A 17050-nucleotide genomic window follows, 5' to 3' on the forward strand; every position below is an offset into this window, starting at 1 on the left:
TGTATATTTTTAGTAAGACTTGGATTTTGTCCTGCCACAAGGGTGGGGCATCTTCATCAAAAAACTACAAAGAAGGGGGGAGGGCCTATGTTAAAGAATCTGTCGATAGGAGCACGATTTTTCCTATTACTGGCTTTAATGGTGCTTTTCCTGATTGTAACCGGATTATTTTTTATGGGAGCCATTCGGGATGTTACAAATCTCGGCGTAAGCAATACCGCAGAAATAATGTTCCAGGATCAAAAGGATAAGGTCAAGGTGGCAACCCTCGCTATGGCCAAGTCTATTGGCATGGAAATTAAGGGTATTACTGATGAGACTGAGAGACTTGAATTCATCCGCGCAGCTCTGGATCCTGTTCGTTTTGAAAAGGATGATTCCGGTTATTTCTTTGTATACAAGGGAACTGTGAATATGGTTATGCCGCCTAAGAAGTCTTTACAGGGTCAGGATCTTGGGGGGCTGAAGGATCAGAATGGGTTGCTGCTTATTCGGGAACTTTCCAAGGTTGCCCACTCCGGAGGCGGTTTTGTTAAGTATTATTTTGAAAAGCCCGGATCTGGGATTCAACCTAAGATCAGTTATGCCATGCTGATTCCCGGTACTGATATGTGGATCGGTACAGGAGTCTACATCGATAATATCGAAGTAGAAACGGGTAAGATGGATGCCTTGATGCATGAAAGTTCCAATGCCTTTACTATGAAGATTGTCATGGGAGCCGGTGCTGTACTGCTGTTGGTGGTTTTGCCGCTTTCCATTTACCTGATCCGCTCAATTGTTAATCCTCTGACTGAATCAACTGAAGCTGCAACGTCTGTTGCCGAAGGTAATCTTGATGTTTCCCTTAATCCTGAAGGGCGCAATGAAATATCCACTCTGCAGTCTGCTTTGAATACCATGGTGGCGACTTTGTCCGCCAACCTTGAAAGTATTAAGGCTAAGGAAGCCGAAGCTCAAGAACAGGCACGTATTGCTGAAGATGCTGCTGCCGAAGCTCGTGAGGCCCAGATCAAGGCTGAGGGTGCCAAGAAGGAAGGCATGCTTGCCGCAGCAGATAAGCTGCAGGCAGTTGTTGAGCGGGTATCTAGTATTACCGCTGAGGTTTCCAGCAATGCTGAAGAAATTCAGCGCGGAAGTGAGTTCCAGAAGCAGCGTGTAACTGAAACCGCCACTGCTATGGAAGAAATGAATGTGACTGTGCTCGAAGTTGCCAGAAACGCTACTGAAACCAATGAAAGTTCCGCCCAGTCTATGGAAAAGGCCAGCGAAGGGGCCAAGGTTGTGCAGGATGTTATCTCGGCTATGGGCAATATTCAGGAACGAACTGCGAGTCTGAAGGAATCTATGGAGCATCTTGATAATCAGGCAGTGGAAATCGGTAATGTACTTGGCGTCATTAACGATATTGCCGATCAGACCAACCTGCTGGCGCTGAATGCTGCTATTGAGGCTGCCCGTGCAGGTGAAGCAGGTAGAGGCTTCGCGGTTGTTGCAGACGAAGTGCGCAAGCTGGCTGAAAAGACCATCGGTGCTACTGACGAGGTAGAAAAGAGTATCAGCGGCATCCAAGCTTTAACCCGTGAAAATGTTAAGGGTATGGATGCTACTGTCGAGGCTGTGGCTAGTGCCACCAAGCTTTCACGTTCCTCCGGTGATATGCTGGATGAGATCGTTGATCTTGCAAGGAATTCGGCTGATCAGGTCCGTTCAATTGCAACTGCTGCAGAAGAGCAGTCCGCAACTTCGGACGAGATCAATCGCAGCGTAGGCGAAATCGATACCATGACAGAAGAAAATGCACATAACAGCCAGTTGGCTGCGGAAGGAACACGTTCACTTTCCGCTGAAGTTCAGGAACTTCTGAATCTGGTTGAAGAGTTACGTAGTGAAGATTAATATTCAGTTATAGGGGCAGATTTATCTGCCCCTATAACGGTAACCCCGGAGGGTCTCATGGGTTCTGAACTGATCGAGATCGTAAAGAAGCACCTGCTTGAAGAAGTGGGTCTGCCCTCAGATACCCTTGTTGATTTTTTGAAAGAGACATCAACTCATCTGAAGGGGCTAATGGACGCTCTTGATGAGGGAATCGATGAAGGGCAGTTTGAAGTTGTCGTCTCAAGTGCCCATACCTTGAAAGGAAGTCTTGTAAATCTGGGTCTTGATGAATTGAGTAAGATCGCGGGGAATATTGAAACTGCCGCATTCAGCACCTCCCCCCTGTATTTGAGTTGCTACTTTATGCGACTACGCAAGATGCTTATTCCCCTGCTTGATTATGCAGATAAAAAATAAAAAATCCCGGGGCAACCGCTCCGGGATTTTTTATTACGTATTCAGGAATCTCACAGTTCTGTCTTCTGACCAGAGCTGTTTCTCTATGGGCAGGTCGGCAAAACCGACATGTCCTCCGTACTTGGGAATTTGCAGGTACAGGTGCTGGCTATTTTCCGCCTGCTCAAGAGGGTAGCATTCCGGGGTCAGGAAAGGATCATCTTCTGCACTTAGAATAAGGGACGGCACTTTGATATTCTTCAAGAATTGTTTGCAGGCTGATTGGCGGTAATAGTCTGATGCATCTGCGAAACCGTTGATTGGGGCTGTATAGGCGTTGTCGAAATCAACGATATTTTTGATGGAGGATAGTCTGTCGAGAGGGTATAGATCTGGAAATTGTTTATTTTTTATTTTTATTTTCTGCTTCAATGATCGCAAAAAATAACTACTGTAAATAAAATTGGACTTATCACAGAGTCTTACAGCAGAGGCTTCCAGATCACAGGGTACGGAAATGCCGATAGCCCTTTTTACTTTAAAGGGAACTTTATCAGGGTCTTCACCCAGGTATTTCAGGACGTGATTGCCGCCCATGCTGAAGCCTATGAGGGCTGCGTCATCGTAAATACCATGGTTAAGTCCGTATTCAAGTACGGTGTGTATATCCCGGGTGTCGCCGCTATGGTACATTCCGGGTTTTTTGTTTGGCTCATTGCTGCAGCCGCGAAAAGTGTAAGTAATGCAATCCCAGCCTGCGAGCACAAGGGCGCGGGCCATGCCGAGTACATAAGGTCTGCGGGAATTACCTTCAAGTCCGTGCGCAATGACAGCAAGGCGTGAACTGCTTGCAAGGTGCCAGTCTATATCAAGAAAGTCGCCGTCAGGAGTTTCGATTCTTCTTTTTACTACGGGCGGGAGGCTTACTTTCCGAAAGAGGCGGGGAAATATCGTTTGGAGATGACCCGATTGGAGAGGGAATTTGGGTTTATAGGGAGGGGGTTGCAATAAAGGCATTTGGTAAAAATATCCATCCTTTGGCTTGCTCAATTGAAGCCGGTTGATTGTTGTTTACAGTTCAGTTGAGGATATACGCTTGCAGGTCCTCTGTCAAAAGGGTTATGTGCAAAGTAATTAATATCCTTTCCAAGATAGTCAAGTAGTTACTGTAGAAGCAGCTTCAGTCCGATCAAAATGAGAACTGTTCCGCCTATCCTTTCAGCAATATGGCTGTAACTTGAAGCTTTGGCAAATGATTTGCCCAGCCAAAGACCGAATGAGGTCAGCACCAGCGCGGTAATCCCGATCATAATGCAGGGGAATGTAATGGGATAGTCCATTATGGAAAAGGAAAGTCCTACGGCTAAAGCATCCAGACTGGTGGCAACAGAGAGGAATACCAGGGAAAGCCCCTTGGTGGGGTCCTTATATGTATCGCAGGAATCGTCTTTTTCGAAGGATTCCTGAATCATTTTTCCGCCGACAAATGCTAACAGGAAAAAGGAAATCCACGGAGCATATGTTTCGACCATGGATTTTACAGTAAGTCCAGCCAGCCAGCCTAAAAGGGGCATCAGGGCCTGAAACAGGCCGAAATGGAAAGAGAGCCTGAAGTTCTGCCGTTTGCTGACTTCAGGCATGCACAGGCCGCAAGCAACGGCAATAGTGAAGGCATCCATGGCAAGAGCCACGGAGATAATGAAAATTTCGTAAAAAGGCATGGTCGGATTGGACTCCTTAAATGATCTAGGTGGTTCTCATACCTTTACTACGTTTGTTTGTTAAGTGGAAATGGTGATAAAAAAGGCGTAACCGTATACCCGGCTACGCCTAGACATACCGGTGGAGGGACCAGCATGAACTTTACGTAAATATCAGAATCCCGCTGCTTTCAGAAAACGCTGCGAGACAAGGCCGCTGGCAATATAGCGGCGGGTGTCTCCGGAAAGTTCGAGTCTCCCGTCAACATCTATGGGGTGGCTATTATATGCTTCCTTGAGTACTGCTTCGAAATTACTTCTGAGCTTGAGGAAAGATTCTTTTACTTCTGGATAGTCGGAATCTCCCCGCCAAGGGAGCATCAATTTGCCGCTTGTTTCCCCGGTTTTGTGGTCCGGTGTATAGATACGGTATGTGGTACAGTCGCAGCCGTTCCGTTCACATTTTCCTGGCAGGCAGCTTGCAGACCATGAATCCGGTGGTTCCGGAATGTTTGATTCCAGCACTACCTGCGGCAGTCCCAGTTCCTTTTCAAAATCTTCCAGACTGATTGTGTAAGTCAGTACCGGACGGAAGTTCCCGCGTTTTTTATTTATATTCCATTCGATGATCATTTTTTCCCTTATAAGTTTAAAATTAATAGGGATTCTTAAGAGGCTTAGCTCCTTTTTATCTTAACAAACATCAATCATTTCGCCGAAAGGCGGGGGGTATCCCGCACCGCCTGTTCTGGCCCAGATCACCGGGTAGTCCGGCTCGCACTCAGGAAACTGACCGCATTCCATGTCGCTCAAATAAATCAGACAGGCCGGATCGATGTTTTTACTATCGATAAAATTAAATACGGGCCGAAAGTCTGTTCCTCCGCCTCCATGAGGTTGCAGTTCAAGGGGCAGGTCCGCACGGGTAAAGGTTTGTTCACCAGTTACTTCGAGATCGCACCAGACAACCCGGAGGGTGGTGTCGTATACTTCCAGAATGGAGGACAATTCTGCTGCAAATTGCTCCAGTTCCTGCGGGGTGATACTGCCGGAAGTATCAACTGCCAGCACTACTTCAGGCAACTGTTCTGTTGAAAGCGAGGGTAGATACAGGCCCATGTGCAGATGTCGGCGGCTGGGAGGCGTCCAAGCATAGTCGTTGCGTGCTCTGGCACTGATGAAGCGTTCAAGAAGTTCTCGCCAGTCCAGCTTCGGATAAAGCAGCTTTTCCACCAAACGTTCAAGTCCACCGGGCAGATCTCCGCAATCACGGGCCTGATTGGTTGCCTGCGCCAGCGCAAGCAGCCAGTCTTTATCGGTTTTTTCGCCGGAATCACCGTAACCGGACTCTGCATCATCTGCATCGCGGACTTCTCCGGTTCCACCGGGATCGGCTGATTGATCCTGATCGGTTTCTCCTTCGGAATCCTCTATTTCTTCCGAGTCCATGCCTTCTGAGGATGATTCGCCATTATCTCCGTTCCGGGAACGTTCTTCCTCATCGTCGGATTCAAGGTAGTTGCCTTCGCCTTGGCCATCCTCGTATTCTACATCGATGCGTTTAGGGCCGTCTTGCTGCTTGCCTATTTCCGGGTTGCCGGACTGGTCGAAGTCTTTTGTCAGTGCAGTAAAAATTTTTTCTGCGTTTTTGTCGTGGTATTTTTCGTCATCCAGAAAACCCTCAGGTAACTGGAATCCTGCTTCCAACAGAATCCAATTAATGGAGTAGTCGCATGCCATATTCCAGAGTCGTACATCACGGTTGCCGCGTCTTTTGTGGTGCTGACAGGCCGGATGCATGATGGTGTGAGCCAGTACTCCCTGCAATTCTTCATTGGAAAGCTTGTCTACAAAGTGCGGATTGTAGGCGAAGGTTTTACCATCGGTCCATGTGCCGTCACAGGTGCGGTCCTCCTGTGGTTCCATGCGCAGGCATAGGGAACCGAAGAATGGGTGCTTTAGGAGCAGGTCGGCACGGGCCTTGAGCAGTTTACGGTCAGCATTCATTGGTAAAATCCTAGAACAAGATGTCCGAGTTGGCGGTGGCCCAGCGGTTGAAGTCCTCTGACTCTACAATGGAGCGGTCTTTTTTGACTGCGTTGCGTACCAGTAATACAGCGAATTCAGCAGGCAGCCTTGAGGCAAAGATCATGATTGATTCCGCATGTTCCGGGGCTGCTTTGGAGGCTACGGATTCACAAAGAGCATATGCCGTAGCAGGATCTTCGGGTATAGCTACTTTGTCCGGTGATTTGAGCACGAATTCAGGGTCGGGAAGCTTGCGGTAGATTTTGCAGAATCCGCTGAATTCAGCTGCGGCACCTTCGCCGACTGTCCCCTTGAAGAGTTCATATTCAACTTCCGGGCTGGGTGCAGACTTGATGATCCCGGATACAAATTCCCAAGAGCGGGGAGAAGGAAACGCTTTCTCATTGCGGGCAGGATCAAAGTCATGCAGTAAGCCGGGTCTGAACTTTATAAAGGCGAGCAATTCTTCAGCAATGTTATTTGCAGCGGCCCAGTCCAGCCAGTCCGGAGTGCTTACTTCAAAATCGAGATGCACGAAGCGGTTTGCAAGAGCAGAGGGCATACGGTGAGTTACAGCTTTATCCGATTCCCTGTTTCCGGCCGCTATCACGGTCCAGCCTTCAGGAAGAGTGTATTCGCCCAGCTTGCGGTCAAGGACCAGTTGATAACAGGCGGCCTGCACCAAAGGAGGGGCAGCGTTAAGTTCATCAAGAAAAAGGATACCTTTGCCGTTTTTGGGCAAGAATGAGGGCGGGCACCAGCTTGCATCACCCTCATCGGAAATGCGTGGAAGACCGCGCAGGTCAACCGGATCAAGCAATACTGCGCGCAGATCTACCAGCTCAAGGTCCAATTCGTCAGTGACTTGGCCGACAACCTGACTTTTACCAACTCCGGGAGGCCCCCAGAGGAATGTGGGCTGTTTGGTTTTAATCAATGTACGCAGTGAATTGGCTATTAGTTTTGGGTTCATATGCTAAATCTCAGGTGTGTTTGTTTTGTTGGTAGAAGAGATTTCTTGATATTGAAAACGATTTTCGATGTCAATTAAGAAATATGAAAAAAGCCGAATAAGTTTGCATTCGGCTTCTTCATTTTCTTAAAGAAAGAAGATTATTCCACAACCGCTTCAGCTTGATCGCGGTATTTGCGGTAGATTTTGAATCCCAGCAGGGTGGATATAACGAAGAGTATCACAGCCATGATCATGCGGAGGGTGGATGAAACTTCCACGCCGCTGCCGAAGAGGGCAAAGACCATATTCTGGGGTACGTATCCCACAGTGGAACCGAGTATGAAGGGCATGGCTGGAATGCTGGTTACTCCTGCCAGCACATTGGTGATCACGTTGCTGCCTAAGGGAAAAAAACGGATCGTCAACGCCATGTTGAAAGGACTGCGGCTCAGGAAATCATCTACTTTCTGGATGCGTGTACCGAACTTTCTTTTGATGAAAGAGCGGCCTACCAGTCGGGAATAGATGAATGCCCCTGCACAACCGAGTCCGGTACCGATGCTTCCGAGCAGGGTTCCAAGGGCGAAGCCGTATGCATATCCGCCCATGAAGCAGATCACCTGTCTGGGAAAACCGACAGCCGAAAAGAATGCCGCCAATCCCACATAGGTGAGTACTCCGGTGAGGCCGCGAGAACGCACATGCTCGTCCATCCAGTGAGTATCGAGGGCATCGGCAAGTCCTGCATAACGGATCAGGTAGACCGAAAGTCCCAGTACGCTGAGCATGGCAAGTCCTTTGATCAGGGCTTTCATGCTTACTTTTGATTCACTGCTTACTGCACTCATTTACTTGTCGTCGCTACGTTCTTTTACACTGTATGAAAAATGACGACCCAGCAGCCAGCGCACACCCAGCAGGTCATACCCACCGGCAATAGCGCGATCGAGGGTGCCGTATTTGGATTCACCTTCGAAGCGTGGCCGGTGGTTTACTTTCATCTCAGCAACGGAAGCGCCCTGCATTTTCATGAGTGTGGGCAGAAAACGGTGCATGCCGTTAAAGCGGGGGATAGCCCGGACCATGGCAGTATCCATGATTTTAAGCGAGCATCCGGTATCCTTGACAGTCTCGTTGGTCAGCCTGTTGCGAATGGCGTTGGCTATTTTGGAGCCAATGCGTTTGATCCAGACATCCTTGCGCTTCTGGCGCCAGCCGATGGTCATGGTGTGTCCTTCATTGTAGAGGGCATACATAGCCGGAAGGTCGGCAGGATCATTCTGCAGGTCAGCATCCATTGTGGCGACACGCGGCGCACGGGCTTCATCGAAGCCGGCACAGAAGGCAGCGGACTGTCCACGGTTTTCCGCAAATGAAATATAGCGGGCTTTGGGATAGGTTGATGAAATATCCTTGAGAACGGCGAGGCTGTTATCCTTGCTTCCGTCATCTACAAATATAACTTCATATGGAATATCACTCGGTTCTAAGGCCGAATCGATTTCCTGCATTAGTTTTCGTAAATTGTCCTGTTCATTATAGACAGGGATTACGAGAGAGAGTTCGTAGTGGTTTGTCATATCGAGAGATGAGATAAGAAAATTTAAATAATTTGTAAATAGCTGTTGACAGGAAGTGGTCTCATCTGTAGAACCTCTTCCTGTGACGCGGGGTGGAGCAGCTTGGTAGCTCGTCGGGCTCATAACCCGAAGGTCGTTGGTTCAAATCCGGCCCCCGCAACCACCATGCTTCATCAGAAAGGCTCAACCGAAAGGTTGGGCCTTTTTTATTTTTTTAAATTGTACCGCTAGTTATCATGCATACACACAACTCGATCGCGTCCTCGTGCTTTGGCGCGGTATAAAGATTCATCCGCCATGCTGATTAAGGCTTCGGCATTCTCTCCGTTCTCCATGGATGAGCATCCAAAGCTGGAAGTTATATAAAAACTTTCCCCGGTTTCCGTGATAAATTGGAAAGTCTTAAGTGCAGAACGAATCTTTTCAGCCGTAACTCTGGCTCCTTCTATGTCCGTTTCAGGCAATAAAATAACAAATTCCTCTCCCCCAAAGCGGGCTGCGTAATCTGAAATACGTATGTGTTCGGTTAAAATGCGGGCCACTTTTTTGAGGACTTTATCTCCCATGGGATGCCCGTATGTGTCGTTTACCTTTTTGAAATGGTCTACATCCATCATAATACAACTGAGGTGAGATCTATGGCGCTGCGCACGGGCAGTTTCGGCTTCAATATGCTCAAAAAAGTCTCTTCTGTTTTTTAGACCTGTAAGGGCATCGGTGACAGCCATTTCCGAAATACGCTGCATTGCTGCATTAAGTTTGTTCATGATGTTGAAAATAAATCCGTACAGCAGGCCAAGCAAAAGGACTAATGTAAACATACATAAGACGATAATGTTTTTATTATCGGTTTCCAGTGCTGCATGTGCGTCAGAAATATCGAATTTAACACTGATCCCACCCCGCACTTCTCCTTTTGCTCCTGTATATCCTTGTTTTGAATGACAGGGCAGACATGGATTCTCGGTATAAAGCGGTGCAATATAGCGGAAATACGTTCGTCCGTTGATGGTTTCTTCTGTTATTTTTTCTAATTCTCCAGATTCAAATGATTTTAATGCCTCGGTTTCAAATTTGTCTGGAGCATTGTCCGGATTGAGAGGCTTAAGGCTGGTGATGTGAAAGGAGTACAGACCTTCTTTGTCAGCCAAGACAGACATTTCTCTCGTCATAAGGGCAGGGTTTTTCTTGGTATAAACTTTACCATCAATAGTGTGAATGTCGGGATTTGCTAAGTATGGGTTGGATTTTATTCCCTGTTTTTTTTCAACAAAGACTCCCCCGTACTGTGCATTCCAGCGCCTGGCTAGAAGAATATTATGAAAGTGAGCGCGGGCACGAGCTTCTATTTCGTATTGTATAAGATCTTTATTGCGGATGAAGATACCTACAAAAATACCAAACACGATAAGAATCACAATTGCAGTAATGCTTGCGATAAATTTTCCCCAAAGGGTAAATTGAGTTTGTCTAGCGAACATAGATATTAAGCGATAGTATGTTTTGGTTCAATAAAGGCTACATTTTATGATAAATGACAATATAACACGCGTCGAGGTAAAATTTAATTATTATTAGTAGTATTTAGGTGGCATAATAAACACAGGCATTTTTTGAGGCTTTGGAGACCGTATTAAAGTGACTGTCTTGTATATCTGACTTAGTTAGAAATTTAGTTTTTTCCAGTTTTTATAGTGTGAATGGTCGGATGTGGCTTGGGATGGGCATTCGTTCTTCATTAAGAAGCAATTTGATTATCGAATCGATTGCGCAAACGTTTCGATGGTGTTACAGGTTGGTTACTTTGTCCGTTTAGGGATGCTTTTTACATAGGAGAGAACATGAAAAGAACAGGGCTTCTTAATTCTGAATTATCATATATTATATCCAAGCTGGGACATTTTGATGCGTTGACCGTCTGCGATGCAGGATTGCCTGTTCCTGAAGGTGTGCAGCGCATTGATCTGGCCGTATCTGAAGGGATTCCGTCCTTTATTGATGTGGTTAAAGCTGTGCTCATGGAAATGGAGCTGGAATCAGTTGAACTGGCTGAAGAGTTTAGGTCAGAAAGCTCCGCAAAGCATGATGAGTTGTTGGCCCTTCTTGAAGAGGAATCCAAAGAACGCGGAAAAGATATTCCGGTGGATTACGTTCGCCACGTAGCATTCAAACTCAATACTAAAAAGAGTGTTGCCATTGTCCGCACCGGAGAGTTCACTCCTTATGCTAACATAACTTTCAAGGCCGGCGTTGTTTTCTAGGGGGGAAACCATGAGTTTTCTGCTCAGGTTGGAAGGAATAGAAAAAAGCTTTCCGGGCGTTAAGGCTCTTGATGGCGTGAACCTGAATGTTTCCGCAGGCAAGGTAATGGGGCTTGTGGGTGAGAACGGCGCAGGTAAATCTACGCTTATGAAGGTGCTGACCGGAATTTACAGGTGCGATGCAGGCTTCATTAATTATCTCGGTCAGGATCGCAACTTCAAGGGGCCTCGTGATTCCCAGCAGGCCGGAATCAGTATTATCCATCAGGAACTTAACTTGCTTCCTGAGCTGTCCATTGCAGAAAATATTTTTCTGGGCCGGGAAAAAGTTGGGGTCATGGGCCGTATTCTTTGGAAAGATATGTATGCCAGTGCCGACAAGCTGCTTGAAAAGCTGGGAGTGAAACGGTCTTCCAAAACCCGGCTGGGCGAGCTGGGCATCGGTGAGCAGCAGATGGTTGAGATCGCCAAGGCTATTTCGTTTGAGTCCAAGGTCATCATCATGGACGAACCCACCGATACTCTGACAGGACCTGAGACCGCAGCCCTGTTCAATGTAATTAACGAACTTCGCGATTCCGGGCATGGCATTGTTTACATTTCCCATCGTTTAAAAGAAATTTTTGAAATCTGTGATGACGTTACGGTAATACGTGACGGTCAATTCATCGGCGAAAGTCCTGTTGGCGAGATTGACGAAGACCGTCTCATTGAAATGATGGTCGGACGCAGACTCGACGAACAATTCCCTCGTGTGGATGTTCAGCCGGGGGTGGTCAGTCTTGAAGTAAAAGAGCTTTGTGGACCGAGGTTGGATAATATTTCCTTTTCCCTTCATGAAGGCGAAATTTTAGGGGTTTCCGGCTTGATGGGTGCAGGACGTACTGAATTGATGAAGGCCATTTACGGGGCCTATCCTGTCATAGGCGGTTCTGTCTCCCTGTTCGGCGAAATAGTGAAAATAAAATCCCCCCACGATGCCCTTGAGGCCGGGATCGCTTACATCAGCGAGGACCGCAAGGCGGACGGTCTGGTTCTCGGACTTTCAATTAAAGAAAACATGACCCTCGCCGCTTTGCGTGAATTTTCTTCCGCTGCAGGGCATATTCATCGCAGCCGTGAAAAAGAGGCGGTGGATTCCTACATCAATACTTTCAATATCCGCACTCCTTCGCGGGAGCAGTCTGTCGGCAACCTTTCCGGCGGTAACCAGCAGAAGGTTGCCATCGCTAAGGGACTTATGGATCGACCCAAGGTTTTTATCCTTGATGAACCTACTCGCGGGGTGGATGTGGGGGCTAAAAAAGAAATCTATCAGTTCATCAACCGTTTCAAAGAAGAAGGGATGAGCATTATCCTTGTTTCTTCTGAAATGCCCGAAATTCTGGGTATGTCCGATCGTATTCTCGTCATGCACGAGGGGCGCATTTGCGGGGAATATAAAGCGGAAGAAGCTGATCAGGAAAAACTCATGGCCTGCGCCATCGGCAGGGGCCGATAGGCAGTGAATTTATTTTTAAGTACGGGACAGGAGGTCGCATGAGCGAAGCAGTTAACGGACAGCTTAAAACAGTGTCCATCAAAGATAGATTGATTGAGCAGAAAACACTCATTGCACTTGTGGTAATGATCGTCATTGTTTCTTTTCTCAATCCCAATTTTTTCACTATCGGGAATATCCTGAATATATTGCGCCAGACTGCCATTAACGCGGTCATGGCAGTGGGTATGACCCTTGTTATTCTCACCGCAGGTATTGACCTTTCTGTCGGTTCGGTACTCGCCCTTTGCGGTGCCATCGGGGCCAGCCTGATTGCGGCCCAGATGCCGGTAAGCGTAGCTGTTGGTGCGGCCCTTGGCGCCGGGGCGATTCTAGGCGGAATCAGCGGGATCATTATAGCCAAAGGTAAGGTGCAGGCATTCATTGCCACGCTGGTTTCCATGACCCTTGTGCGCGGTCTGACCCTTGTTTATACGGACGGACGGCCCATCTCTACCGGATTTACTGAAGTGGCCGATTCCTTTGCATTTATCGGCACCGGTTATCTGTTCGGAATTCCTTTTCCTATCTGGATTATGGCCTTCACCTTCGGTGCAGCGTGGTACCTGCTCAATCATACCCGTCTGGGGCGTTACATTTATGCGCTGGGCGGAAATGAGGAGGCTACCCGTCTTTCCGGTATCAACGTGGATAGGATCAAGATTGCAGTCTATGCTATAGCCGGATTCCTTTCGGCTTTGTCCGGGCTGATCGTTACATCCCGTCTTTCCTCGGCCCAGCCTACTGCCGGATACGGTTATGAGCTTGACGCCATCGCCGCCGTTGTTCTCGGCGGAACTTCTCTTATGGGTGGTAAAGGCACGATTATGGGGACCCTGTTGGGTGCGCTCATTATCGGCTTCTTAAATAACGCACTGAATTTGCTTGATGTATCTTCCTACTATCAGATGATAGCCAAGGCGCTGGTCATCCTTTTAGCGGTTCTGGTGGATACCAAAAGCAAGTAATAAAAACATTAGGAGTGTAGGATGAAAAAACTTATGACCCTCGCCATGGCTCTGGTACTTACTCTGGGCCTTAGCGTTTCCGCACAGGCTAAGGAAACCCTCGCACTTGTAGTTTCCACCCTGAACAACCCCTTCTTCGTCACCCTCAAGGACGGTGCTGTTAAGAAAGCTAAAGACATGGGTTACGAACTTATCGTGCTCGATTCCCAGAATGACCCTGCAAAGGAACTGGCTAACGTTGAGGACCTTACCGTACGCGGCGTAAAGGCTATCCTGATAAACCCCACTGATTCCGATGCTGTTGTTAACGCTATCCGTCTTGCCAACCGCAGCAATATCCCTGTGCTGACCCTCGACCGTGGCGCATCCGCAGGTAAAGTTGCTTCCCACATTGCTTCCGATAACGTCGCAGGTGGTAAAATGGCTGGTGATTTCATGGCAGAAAAACTGGGTAAAGGCGCAAAAGTTATCCAGCTTGAAGGTCTGGCCGGAACTTCCGCAGCCCGTGACCGTGGTGCAGGATTTGCCAAAGCAGTTAAAGCTAACGATTTTAAAGTGCTTGCTTCACAGCCTGCTGACTTTGACCGTACCAAGGGCCTGAACGTAATGGAAAACCTGCTTACCGCTAACGGCGATGTGCAGGGTGTTTTTGCTCAGAATGATGAAATGGCACTCGGCGCTATCCGCGCTCTTCAGGCCGCTGGTAAGAAAGTTGTGGTTGTAGGTTTTGATGGTACCGATGACGGTGTTGCAGCAGTTAAGCGCGGCGACATGGCCGGAACCATTGCTCAGCAGCCCGCACTGATCGGTCTCCTCGGCGTGAAAACCGCCGACAAGGTCCTCAAGGGCGAAAAGGTTGATGCTTACATCCCCGTCCCCTTGATGGTTGTAAAATAATTGAATATCCCAAGGCGTGTCGATTGTTATCGACACGCCTTGTCCTTGAGATGGAGAGTGTTATGGCTTCGCCCAGATTAATCGTTCTCGGTAGTGTAAATGCCGATCATGTTTTGCAGGTGGATAATTTCCCGCGTCCCGGCGAGACCGTTACCGGGCATGGTTATCAGATCATACCCGGCGGCAAGGGAGCTAATCAGGCGGTGGCTGCGGCCCGTCTTGGTGCGGATATCGGTTTTATTGCCTGCGTGGGTGATGATGATTTCGGACGGCGTATGATCAATGAATTTCAGCAGGACGGTATTGAAACTTCTGCGGTAATGGCTGTAGAAGGTCTGCCCACCGGAATCGCTTTGATCCAGATTGCTGCCAGCGGCGAGAATGCCATCTCCATTTCAGCTGAAGCCAATGCGGCTCTTACTCCCGAAGCTATTAAGCCTCATCTTGATTTGATCCGTGAGGCTGAAACTCTGCTCATGCAGCTTGAAAGCCCGCTGGAAACAATTGAGCTTGCTGCAAAAGAAGCACGTGCAGCCGGAACAAAAGTTATCCTCAATCCCGCACCGGCCCGTGTCTTTCCTGATTCATTGCTGGCTGATCTTGATATGATTACTCCCAATGAAACCGAAGCAGAACTGCTTACCGGAGTTAAGGTGGAGAGTGAGGAAGACGCTGTAATGGCCGCCTGTGTGCTGCACGGAAAAGGCGTTGAAACGGTATTGATTACCCTTGGTGAAAAGGGGGCGTTTTTGAGCCGTGCCGAAGGGAAGAAGCTTATCGGTGGTTATTCGGTTAAAGCTGTAGACACGACTGCTGCCGGGGATACTTTTAACGGTGCTCTGGTTGCTTCCATGCAGAAGGGCGCAAGTATCGAACAGGCAATTGGTTTTGCCCACGGTGCGGCAGCGATTTCGGTAACCCGTCTTGGAGCTCAGACTTCCATTCCCAGCCTTGAAGAAGTGAATCAATTTATAAAGGATAATTCATAAAATTTTATGGCGACCATCAAAGATGTAGCAAAAATGGCGGGTGTTTCCACCTCTACGGTATCTCATGTTCTAAATCGGACTCGATTCGTCAGTGACGAAAAGCGAGAGTTGGTTGAGCGGGTTGTGGAGGAGTTGAACTATCGTCCGTCTTCCATTGCGCGCAGCCTGAAAGTTCAGCAGACCCGGACTTTGGGCATGCTGGTTACTGCCAGCCGCAACCCGTTTTTTGCCGAGGTGGTGCATGGAGTTGAGCGCCGTTGCTATGAGCGTGGGTATACTCTTTTCCTGTGTAATACCGAGGGTGATATCAAACGCATGGAAGCCAACCTTGATGCTCTTGAGGAGAAGCGCGTAGACGGTTTACTGCTCCTTTGCAGTGAAGTTAACGATGAGATTATCAATCTGATTGAAGCCGAACGTAGCGTTCCCATTGTTGTTTTTGATTGGGGACCGGAGTCGGATAATGTGGACAGGATTTATGATAATTCACTCAGCGGGGCACGGCTGGCCACTAAATATTTGATCGCCAAGGGACATACCGATATCGGTTGCATCGCCGGACCGCAGGACCGCCGCTCTGCCAAGGAACGTCTGGAAGGTTATCGACAAGCTATGGTTGAGACGGGTCTTGTCGTGCGCGAAGAGTGGATCGTGGAAGGTGATTATGGCTGCGAAGGCGGAGTTGAAGCCATGCGCTATCTTTCAGGACTTGATGAACTGCCCAGTGCCGTATTTGTCTGTAACGATATGATGGCTATCGGTGTGTTGAGTGAAGCGGCTCGCCTCGGCGTCAGGGTGCCGCAGGACCTGTCTGTCATCGGTTATGACAATGTTTATATTTCCCGCTTTACAGCTCCGGCATTGACAACCATCCACCAGCCGAAAAAAGAAATTGCTGCACGTGCAGTGGATACCCTTATCGATAGGTTGTCCAGTAAACGGACTAAGGGATTGCAGATAAAGGTTGAACCGAACCTTGTTGAGCGCGAGTCGGTGAGCAATCTGAAAGAATAATTTTTAGAGTCCGTTTCACGTAATAATACCCTCCGGCGAAAATGTTTCGCCGGAGGATTTTTGGTTTTTATGAGGTGATCATTCTCCGTCGTAATAGAGCTATTCCGGCCAGTCCTAAGCTGAAAAGCCACACTGCACCCGGAATGGGGGTCGGGACAGAATATGCAAAGTCACTGTCCGATGCGGTCATTCCGGCATAATCTATGCTTTGAAATCTGGCGATGAATTGATTCAAGGGTGCTTCCATTTCTCCGTCCACATCAAACAGGAATGTAGCTGTCCAGCCGACTTCCAGCCCAGTTTTAGGATTGCCTCCCTGAAAATTGCTGCCGGTATAAAGCACTGTGTTCAGCCCTTCGTAATATTTCATAGGTTCCGCATTAAGGTTAGTGCCTTCAGCAGAATCAATGCTCCAGTTCTTTGTGACTTGTACGGGAGTGGAGACTGATTGAGAATAGTAGGAGACTTCCCGCAGGGTCAGTGTTACGTCTGGTGCAGTGAATAGAAGTCCTCGCAGGGTTGCTGAATCTGCAGGCGAAGTATTTTTTACAGTCAGCAGCAGGCTTGAATCTGCAGGTGAGTATGAGGTCGTAATGTCTGCTGTTACGTAATCAGGATGTGTCCAGCCTGAAATGGTTGCGGCCTGAGCTGTAGAGAGTATAAAAAATACTGATAATATTGATAAAAATAATATGTTTTTCATTTTTCCCCCTCCCGTGAATTACTCCAAATCTCCCCGTAAATTAATACATAATTATATTCTAGCATAAGATAGGCATACTTTAAATATAGTCATCGTTTTCTAATAGGCCATGCAGCCGATACGAATAATCATTATTAA

At 48.0% G+C, this 17050-nt stretch carries 17 protein-coding genes and 1 tRNA gene; 9 read left to right on the plus strand and 9 right to left on the minus strand.

Features of this window, described 5'->3' with window-relative positions:
- Positions 1–87: 87 nt before the first annotated feature.
- Complete coding sequence (locus ACKU40_RS02920) at positions 88–1899, plus strand: methyl-accepting chemotaxis protein (protein ID WP_320175035.1); 1812 nt, start codon at positions 88–90, stop codon at positions 1897–1899.
- A gap of 57 nt (positions 1900–1956) precedes the next feature.
- Positions 1957–2298 carry an Hpt domain-containing protein gene (locus ACKU40_RS02925; protein ID WP_320175036.1) on the plus strand — a complete coding sequence of 114 codons (342 nt, stop codon included), beginning with the start codon at positions 1957–1959 and terminating at the stop codon, positions 2296–2298.
- 33 nt (positions 2299–2331) lie between these two features.
- On the opposite strand, the gene ACKU40_RS02930 is transcribed toward ACKU40_RS02925, so the two are convergent.
- From ACKU40_RS02930 to ACKU40_RS02960, 7 genes are all read right to left on the minus strand, one after another.
- Entirely contained in the window at positions 2332–3294 is a 963-nt protein-coding gene (locus ACKU40_RS02930) for an alpha/beta fold hydrolase (RefSeq protein WP_320175037.1), read from the minus strand.
- Positions 3295–3440: 146 nt separating this feature from the next.
- Positions 3441–3998, minus strand: a complete 558-nt coding sequence (locus tag ACKU40_RS02935) for a manganese efflux pump MntP family protein (RefSeq protein WP_320175038.1) — start codon at positions 3996–3998, stop codon at positions 3441–3443.
- 153 nt (positions 3999–4151) lie between these two features.
- Entirely contained in the window at positions 4152–4610 is a 459-nt protein-coding gene (locus ACKU40_RS02940) for a hypothetical protein (protein ID WP_320175039.1), read from the minus strand.
- Positions 4611–4670: 60 nt separating this feature from the next.
- Complete coding sequence (locus tag ACKU40_RS02945; RefSeq protein ID WP_320175040.1) at positions 4671–5984, minus strand: DUF2201 family putative metallopeptidase; 1314 nt, start codon at positions 5982–5984, stop codon at positions 4671–4673.
- A gap of 10 nt (positions 5985–5994) precedes the next feature.
- A complete protein-coding gene (locus ACKU40_RS02950) occupies positions 5995–6978 on the minus strand; it encodes a MoxR family ATPase (RefSeq protein WP_320175041.1) in 984 nt (327 codons plus the stop codon).
- A 140-nt stretch (positions 6979–7118) separates the two neighbouring features.
- Positions 7119–7808 carry a VTT domain-containing protein gene (locus ACKU40_RS02955; RefSeq protein ID WP_320175042.1) on the minus strand — a complete coding sequence of 230 codons (690 nt, stop codon included), beginning with the start codon at positions 7806–7808 and terminating at the stop codon, positions 7119–7121.
- A complete protein-coding gene (locus tag ACKU40_RS02960; RefSeq protein WP_320175043.1) occupies positions 7809–8540 on the minus strand; it encodes a glycosyltransferase family 2 protein in 732 nt (243 codons plus the stop codon). It lies immediately after the preceding gene.
- Between the two features lie 86 nt (positions 8541–8626).
- Here ACKU40_RS02960 and ACKU40_RS02965 point away from each other — a divergent pair.
- Positions 8627–8703: transfer RNA gene (locus tag ACKU40_RS02965), tRNA-Met, on the plus strand.
- A gap of 64 nt (positions 8704–8767) precedes the next feature.
- Here the strand turns inward: ACKU40_RS02965 and ACKU40_RS02970 are convergent.
- The gene (locus ACKU40_RS02970) at positions 8768–10021 is read right to left on the minus strand and encodes a diguanylate cyclase (RefSeq protein WP_320175044.1); all 1254 of its coding nucleotides are present in this window, start codon (positions 10019–10021) and stop codon (positions 8768–8770) included.
- Positions 10022–10381: 360 nt separating this feature from the next.
- Here ACKU40_RS02970 and rbsD point away from each other — a divergent pair, with 360 nt between their 5' ends.
- From rbsD to ACKU40_RS03000, 6 genes are all read left to right on the plus strand, one after another.
- Entirely contained in the window at positions 10382–10801 is a 420-nt protein-coding gene (rbsD, locus tag ACKU40_RS02975) for a D-ribose pyranase (RefSeq protein WP_320175045.1), read from the plus strand.
- A gap of 10 nt (positions 10802–10811) precedes the next feature.
- Positions 10812–12302 (plus strand): ribose ABC transporter ATP-binding protein RbsA, encoded by a 1491-nt coding sequence (rbsA, locus tag ACKU40_RS02980; protein WP_320175046.1) that lies wholly within the window; start codon positions 10812–10814, stop codon positions 12300–12302.
- Positions 12303–12340: 38 nt separating this feature from the next.
- Positions 12341–13309: a ribose ABC transporter permease gene (rbsC, locus tag ACKU40_RS02985; RefSeq protein WP_320175047.1), complete on the plus strand. Its 969-nt coding sequence runs from the start codon at positions 12341–12343 to the stop codon at positions 13307–13309.
- A gap of 21 nt (positions 13310–13330) precedes the next feature.
- Positions 13331–14206 (plus strand): ribose ABC transporter substrate-binding protein RbsB, encoded by an 876-nt coding sequence (gene rbsB, locus ACKU40_RS02990; RefSeq protein WP_320175048.1) that lies wholly within the window; start codon positions 13331–13333, stop codon positions 14204–14206.
- Positions 14207–14268: 62 nt separating this feature from the next.
- Positions 14269–15195, plus strand: coding sequence for a ribokinase (gene rbsK, locus ACKU40_RS02995; RefSeq protein WP_320175049.1), 927 nt, complete (start codon positions 14269–14271; stop codon positions 15193–15195).
- Positions 15196–15201: 6 nt separating this feature from the next.
- On the plus strand, positions 15202–16209 hold the full coding sequence (locus tag ACKU40_RS03000; RefSeq protein WP_320175050.1) for a substrate-binding domain-containing protein: 1008 nt from the start codon (positions 15202–15204) through the stop codon (positions 16207–16209).
- A gap of 67 nt (positions 16210–16276) precedes the next feature.
- On the opposite strand, the gene ACKU40_RS03005 is transcribed toward ACKU40_RS03000, so the two are convergent.
- The gene (locus ACKU40_RS03005; RefSeq protein ID WP_320175051.1) at positions 16277–16912 is read right to left on the minus strand and encodes a hypothetical protein; all 636 of its coding nucleotides are present in this window, start codon (positions 16910–16912) and stop codon (positions 16277–16279) included.
- Between the last annotated feature and the right edge of the window lie 138 nt (positions 16913–17050).

This window comes from Maridesulfovibrio sp. (genome assembly GCF_963666665.1).
Classification (GTDB): domain Bacteria; phylum Desulfobacterota; class Desulfovibrionia; order Desulfovibrionales; family Desulfovibrionaceae; genus Maridesulfovibrio.

Coding starts and splice junctions, on each gene's coding strand:
- ACKU40_RS02920 (WP_320175035.1), top strand. CDS start 88: ATGTTAAAGAATCTGTCGATAGGAGCACGATTTTTCCTATTACTGGCT.
- ACKU40_RS02925 (WP_320175036.1), top strand. CDS start 1,957: ATGGGTTCTGAACTGATCGAGATCGTAAAGAAGCACCTGCTTGAAGAA.
- ACKU40_RS02930 (WP_320175037.1), bottom strand. CDS start 3,294: ATGCCTTTATTGCAACCCCCTCCCTATAAACCCAAATTCCCTCTCCAA.
- ACKU40_RS02935 (WP_320175038.1), bottom strand. CDS start 3,998: ATGCCTTTTTACGAAATTTTCATTATCTCCGTGGCTCTTGCCATGGAT.
- ACKU40_RS02940 (WP_320175039.1), bottom strand. CDS start 4,610: ATGATCATCGAATGGAATATAAATAAAAAACGCGGGAACTTCCGTCCG.
- ACKU40_RS02945 (WP_320175040.1), bottom strand. CDS start 5,984: ATGAATGCTGACCGTAAACTGCTCAAGGCCCGTGCCGACCTGCTCCTA.
- ACKU40_RS02950 (WP_320175041.1), bottom strand. CDS start 6,978: ATGAACCCAAAACTAATAGCCAATTCACTGCGTACATTGATTAAAACC.
- ACKU40_RS02955 (WP_320175042.1), bottom strand. CDS start 7,808: ATGAGTGCAGTAAGCAGTGAATCAAAAGTAAGCATGAAAGCCCTGATC.
- ACKU40_RS02960 (WP_320175043.1), bottom strand. CDS start 8,540: ATGACAAACCACTACGAACTCTCTCTCGTAATCCCTGTCTATAATGAA.
- ACKU40_RS02970 (WP_320175044.1), bottom strand. CDS start 10,021: ATGTTCGCTAGACAAACTCAATTTACCCTTTGGGGAAAATTTATCGCA.
- rbsD (WP_320175045.1), top strand. CDS start 10,382: ATGAAAAGAACAGGGCTTCTTAATTCTGAATTATCATATATTATATCC.
- rbsA (WP_320175046.1), top strand. CDS start 10,812: ATGAGTTTTCTGCTCAGGTTGGAAGGAATAGAAAAAAGCTTTCCGGGC.
- rbsC (WP_320175047.1), top strand. CDS start 12,341: ATGAGCGAAGCAGTTAACGGACAGCTTAAAACAGTGTCCATCAAAGAT.
- rbsB (WP_320175048.1), top strand. CDS start 13,331: ATGAAAAAACTTATGACCCTCGCCATGGCTCTGGTACTTACTCTGGGC.
- rbsK (WP_320175049.1), top strand. CDS start 14,269: ATGGCTTCGCCCAGATTAATCGTTCTCGGTAGTGTAAATGCCGATCAT.
- ACKU40_RS03000 (WP_320175050.1), top strand. CDS start 15,202: ATGGCGACCATCAAAGATGTAGCAAAAATGGCGGGTGTTTCCACCTCT.
- ACKU40_RS03005 (WP_320175051.1), bottom strand. CDS start 16,912: ATGAAAAACATATTATTTTTATCAATATTATCAGTATTTTTTATACTC.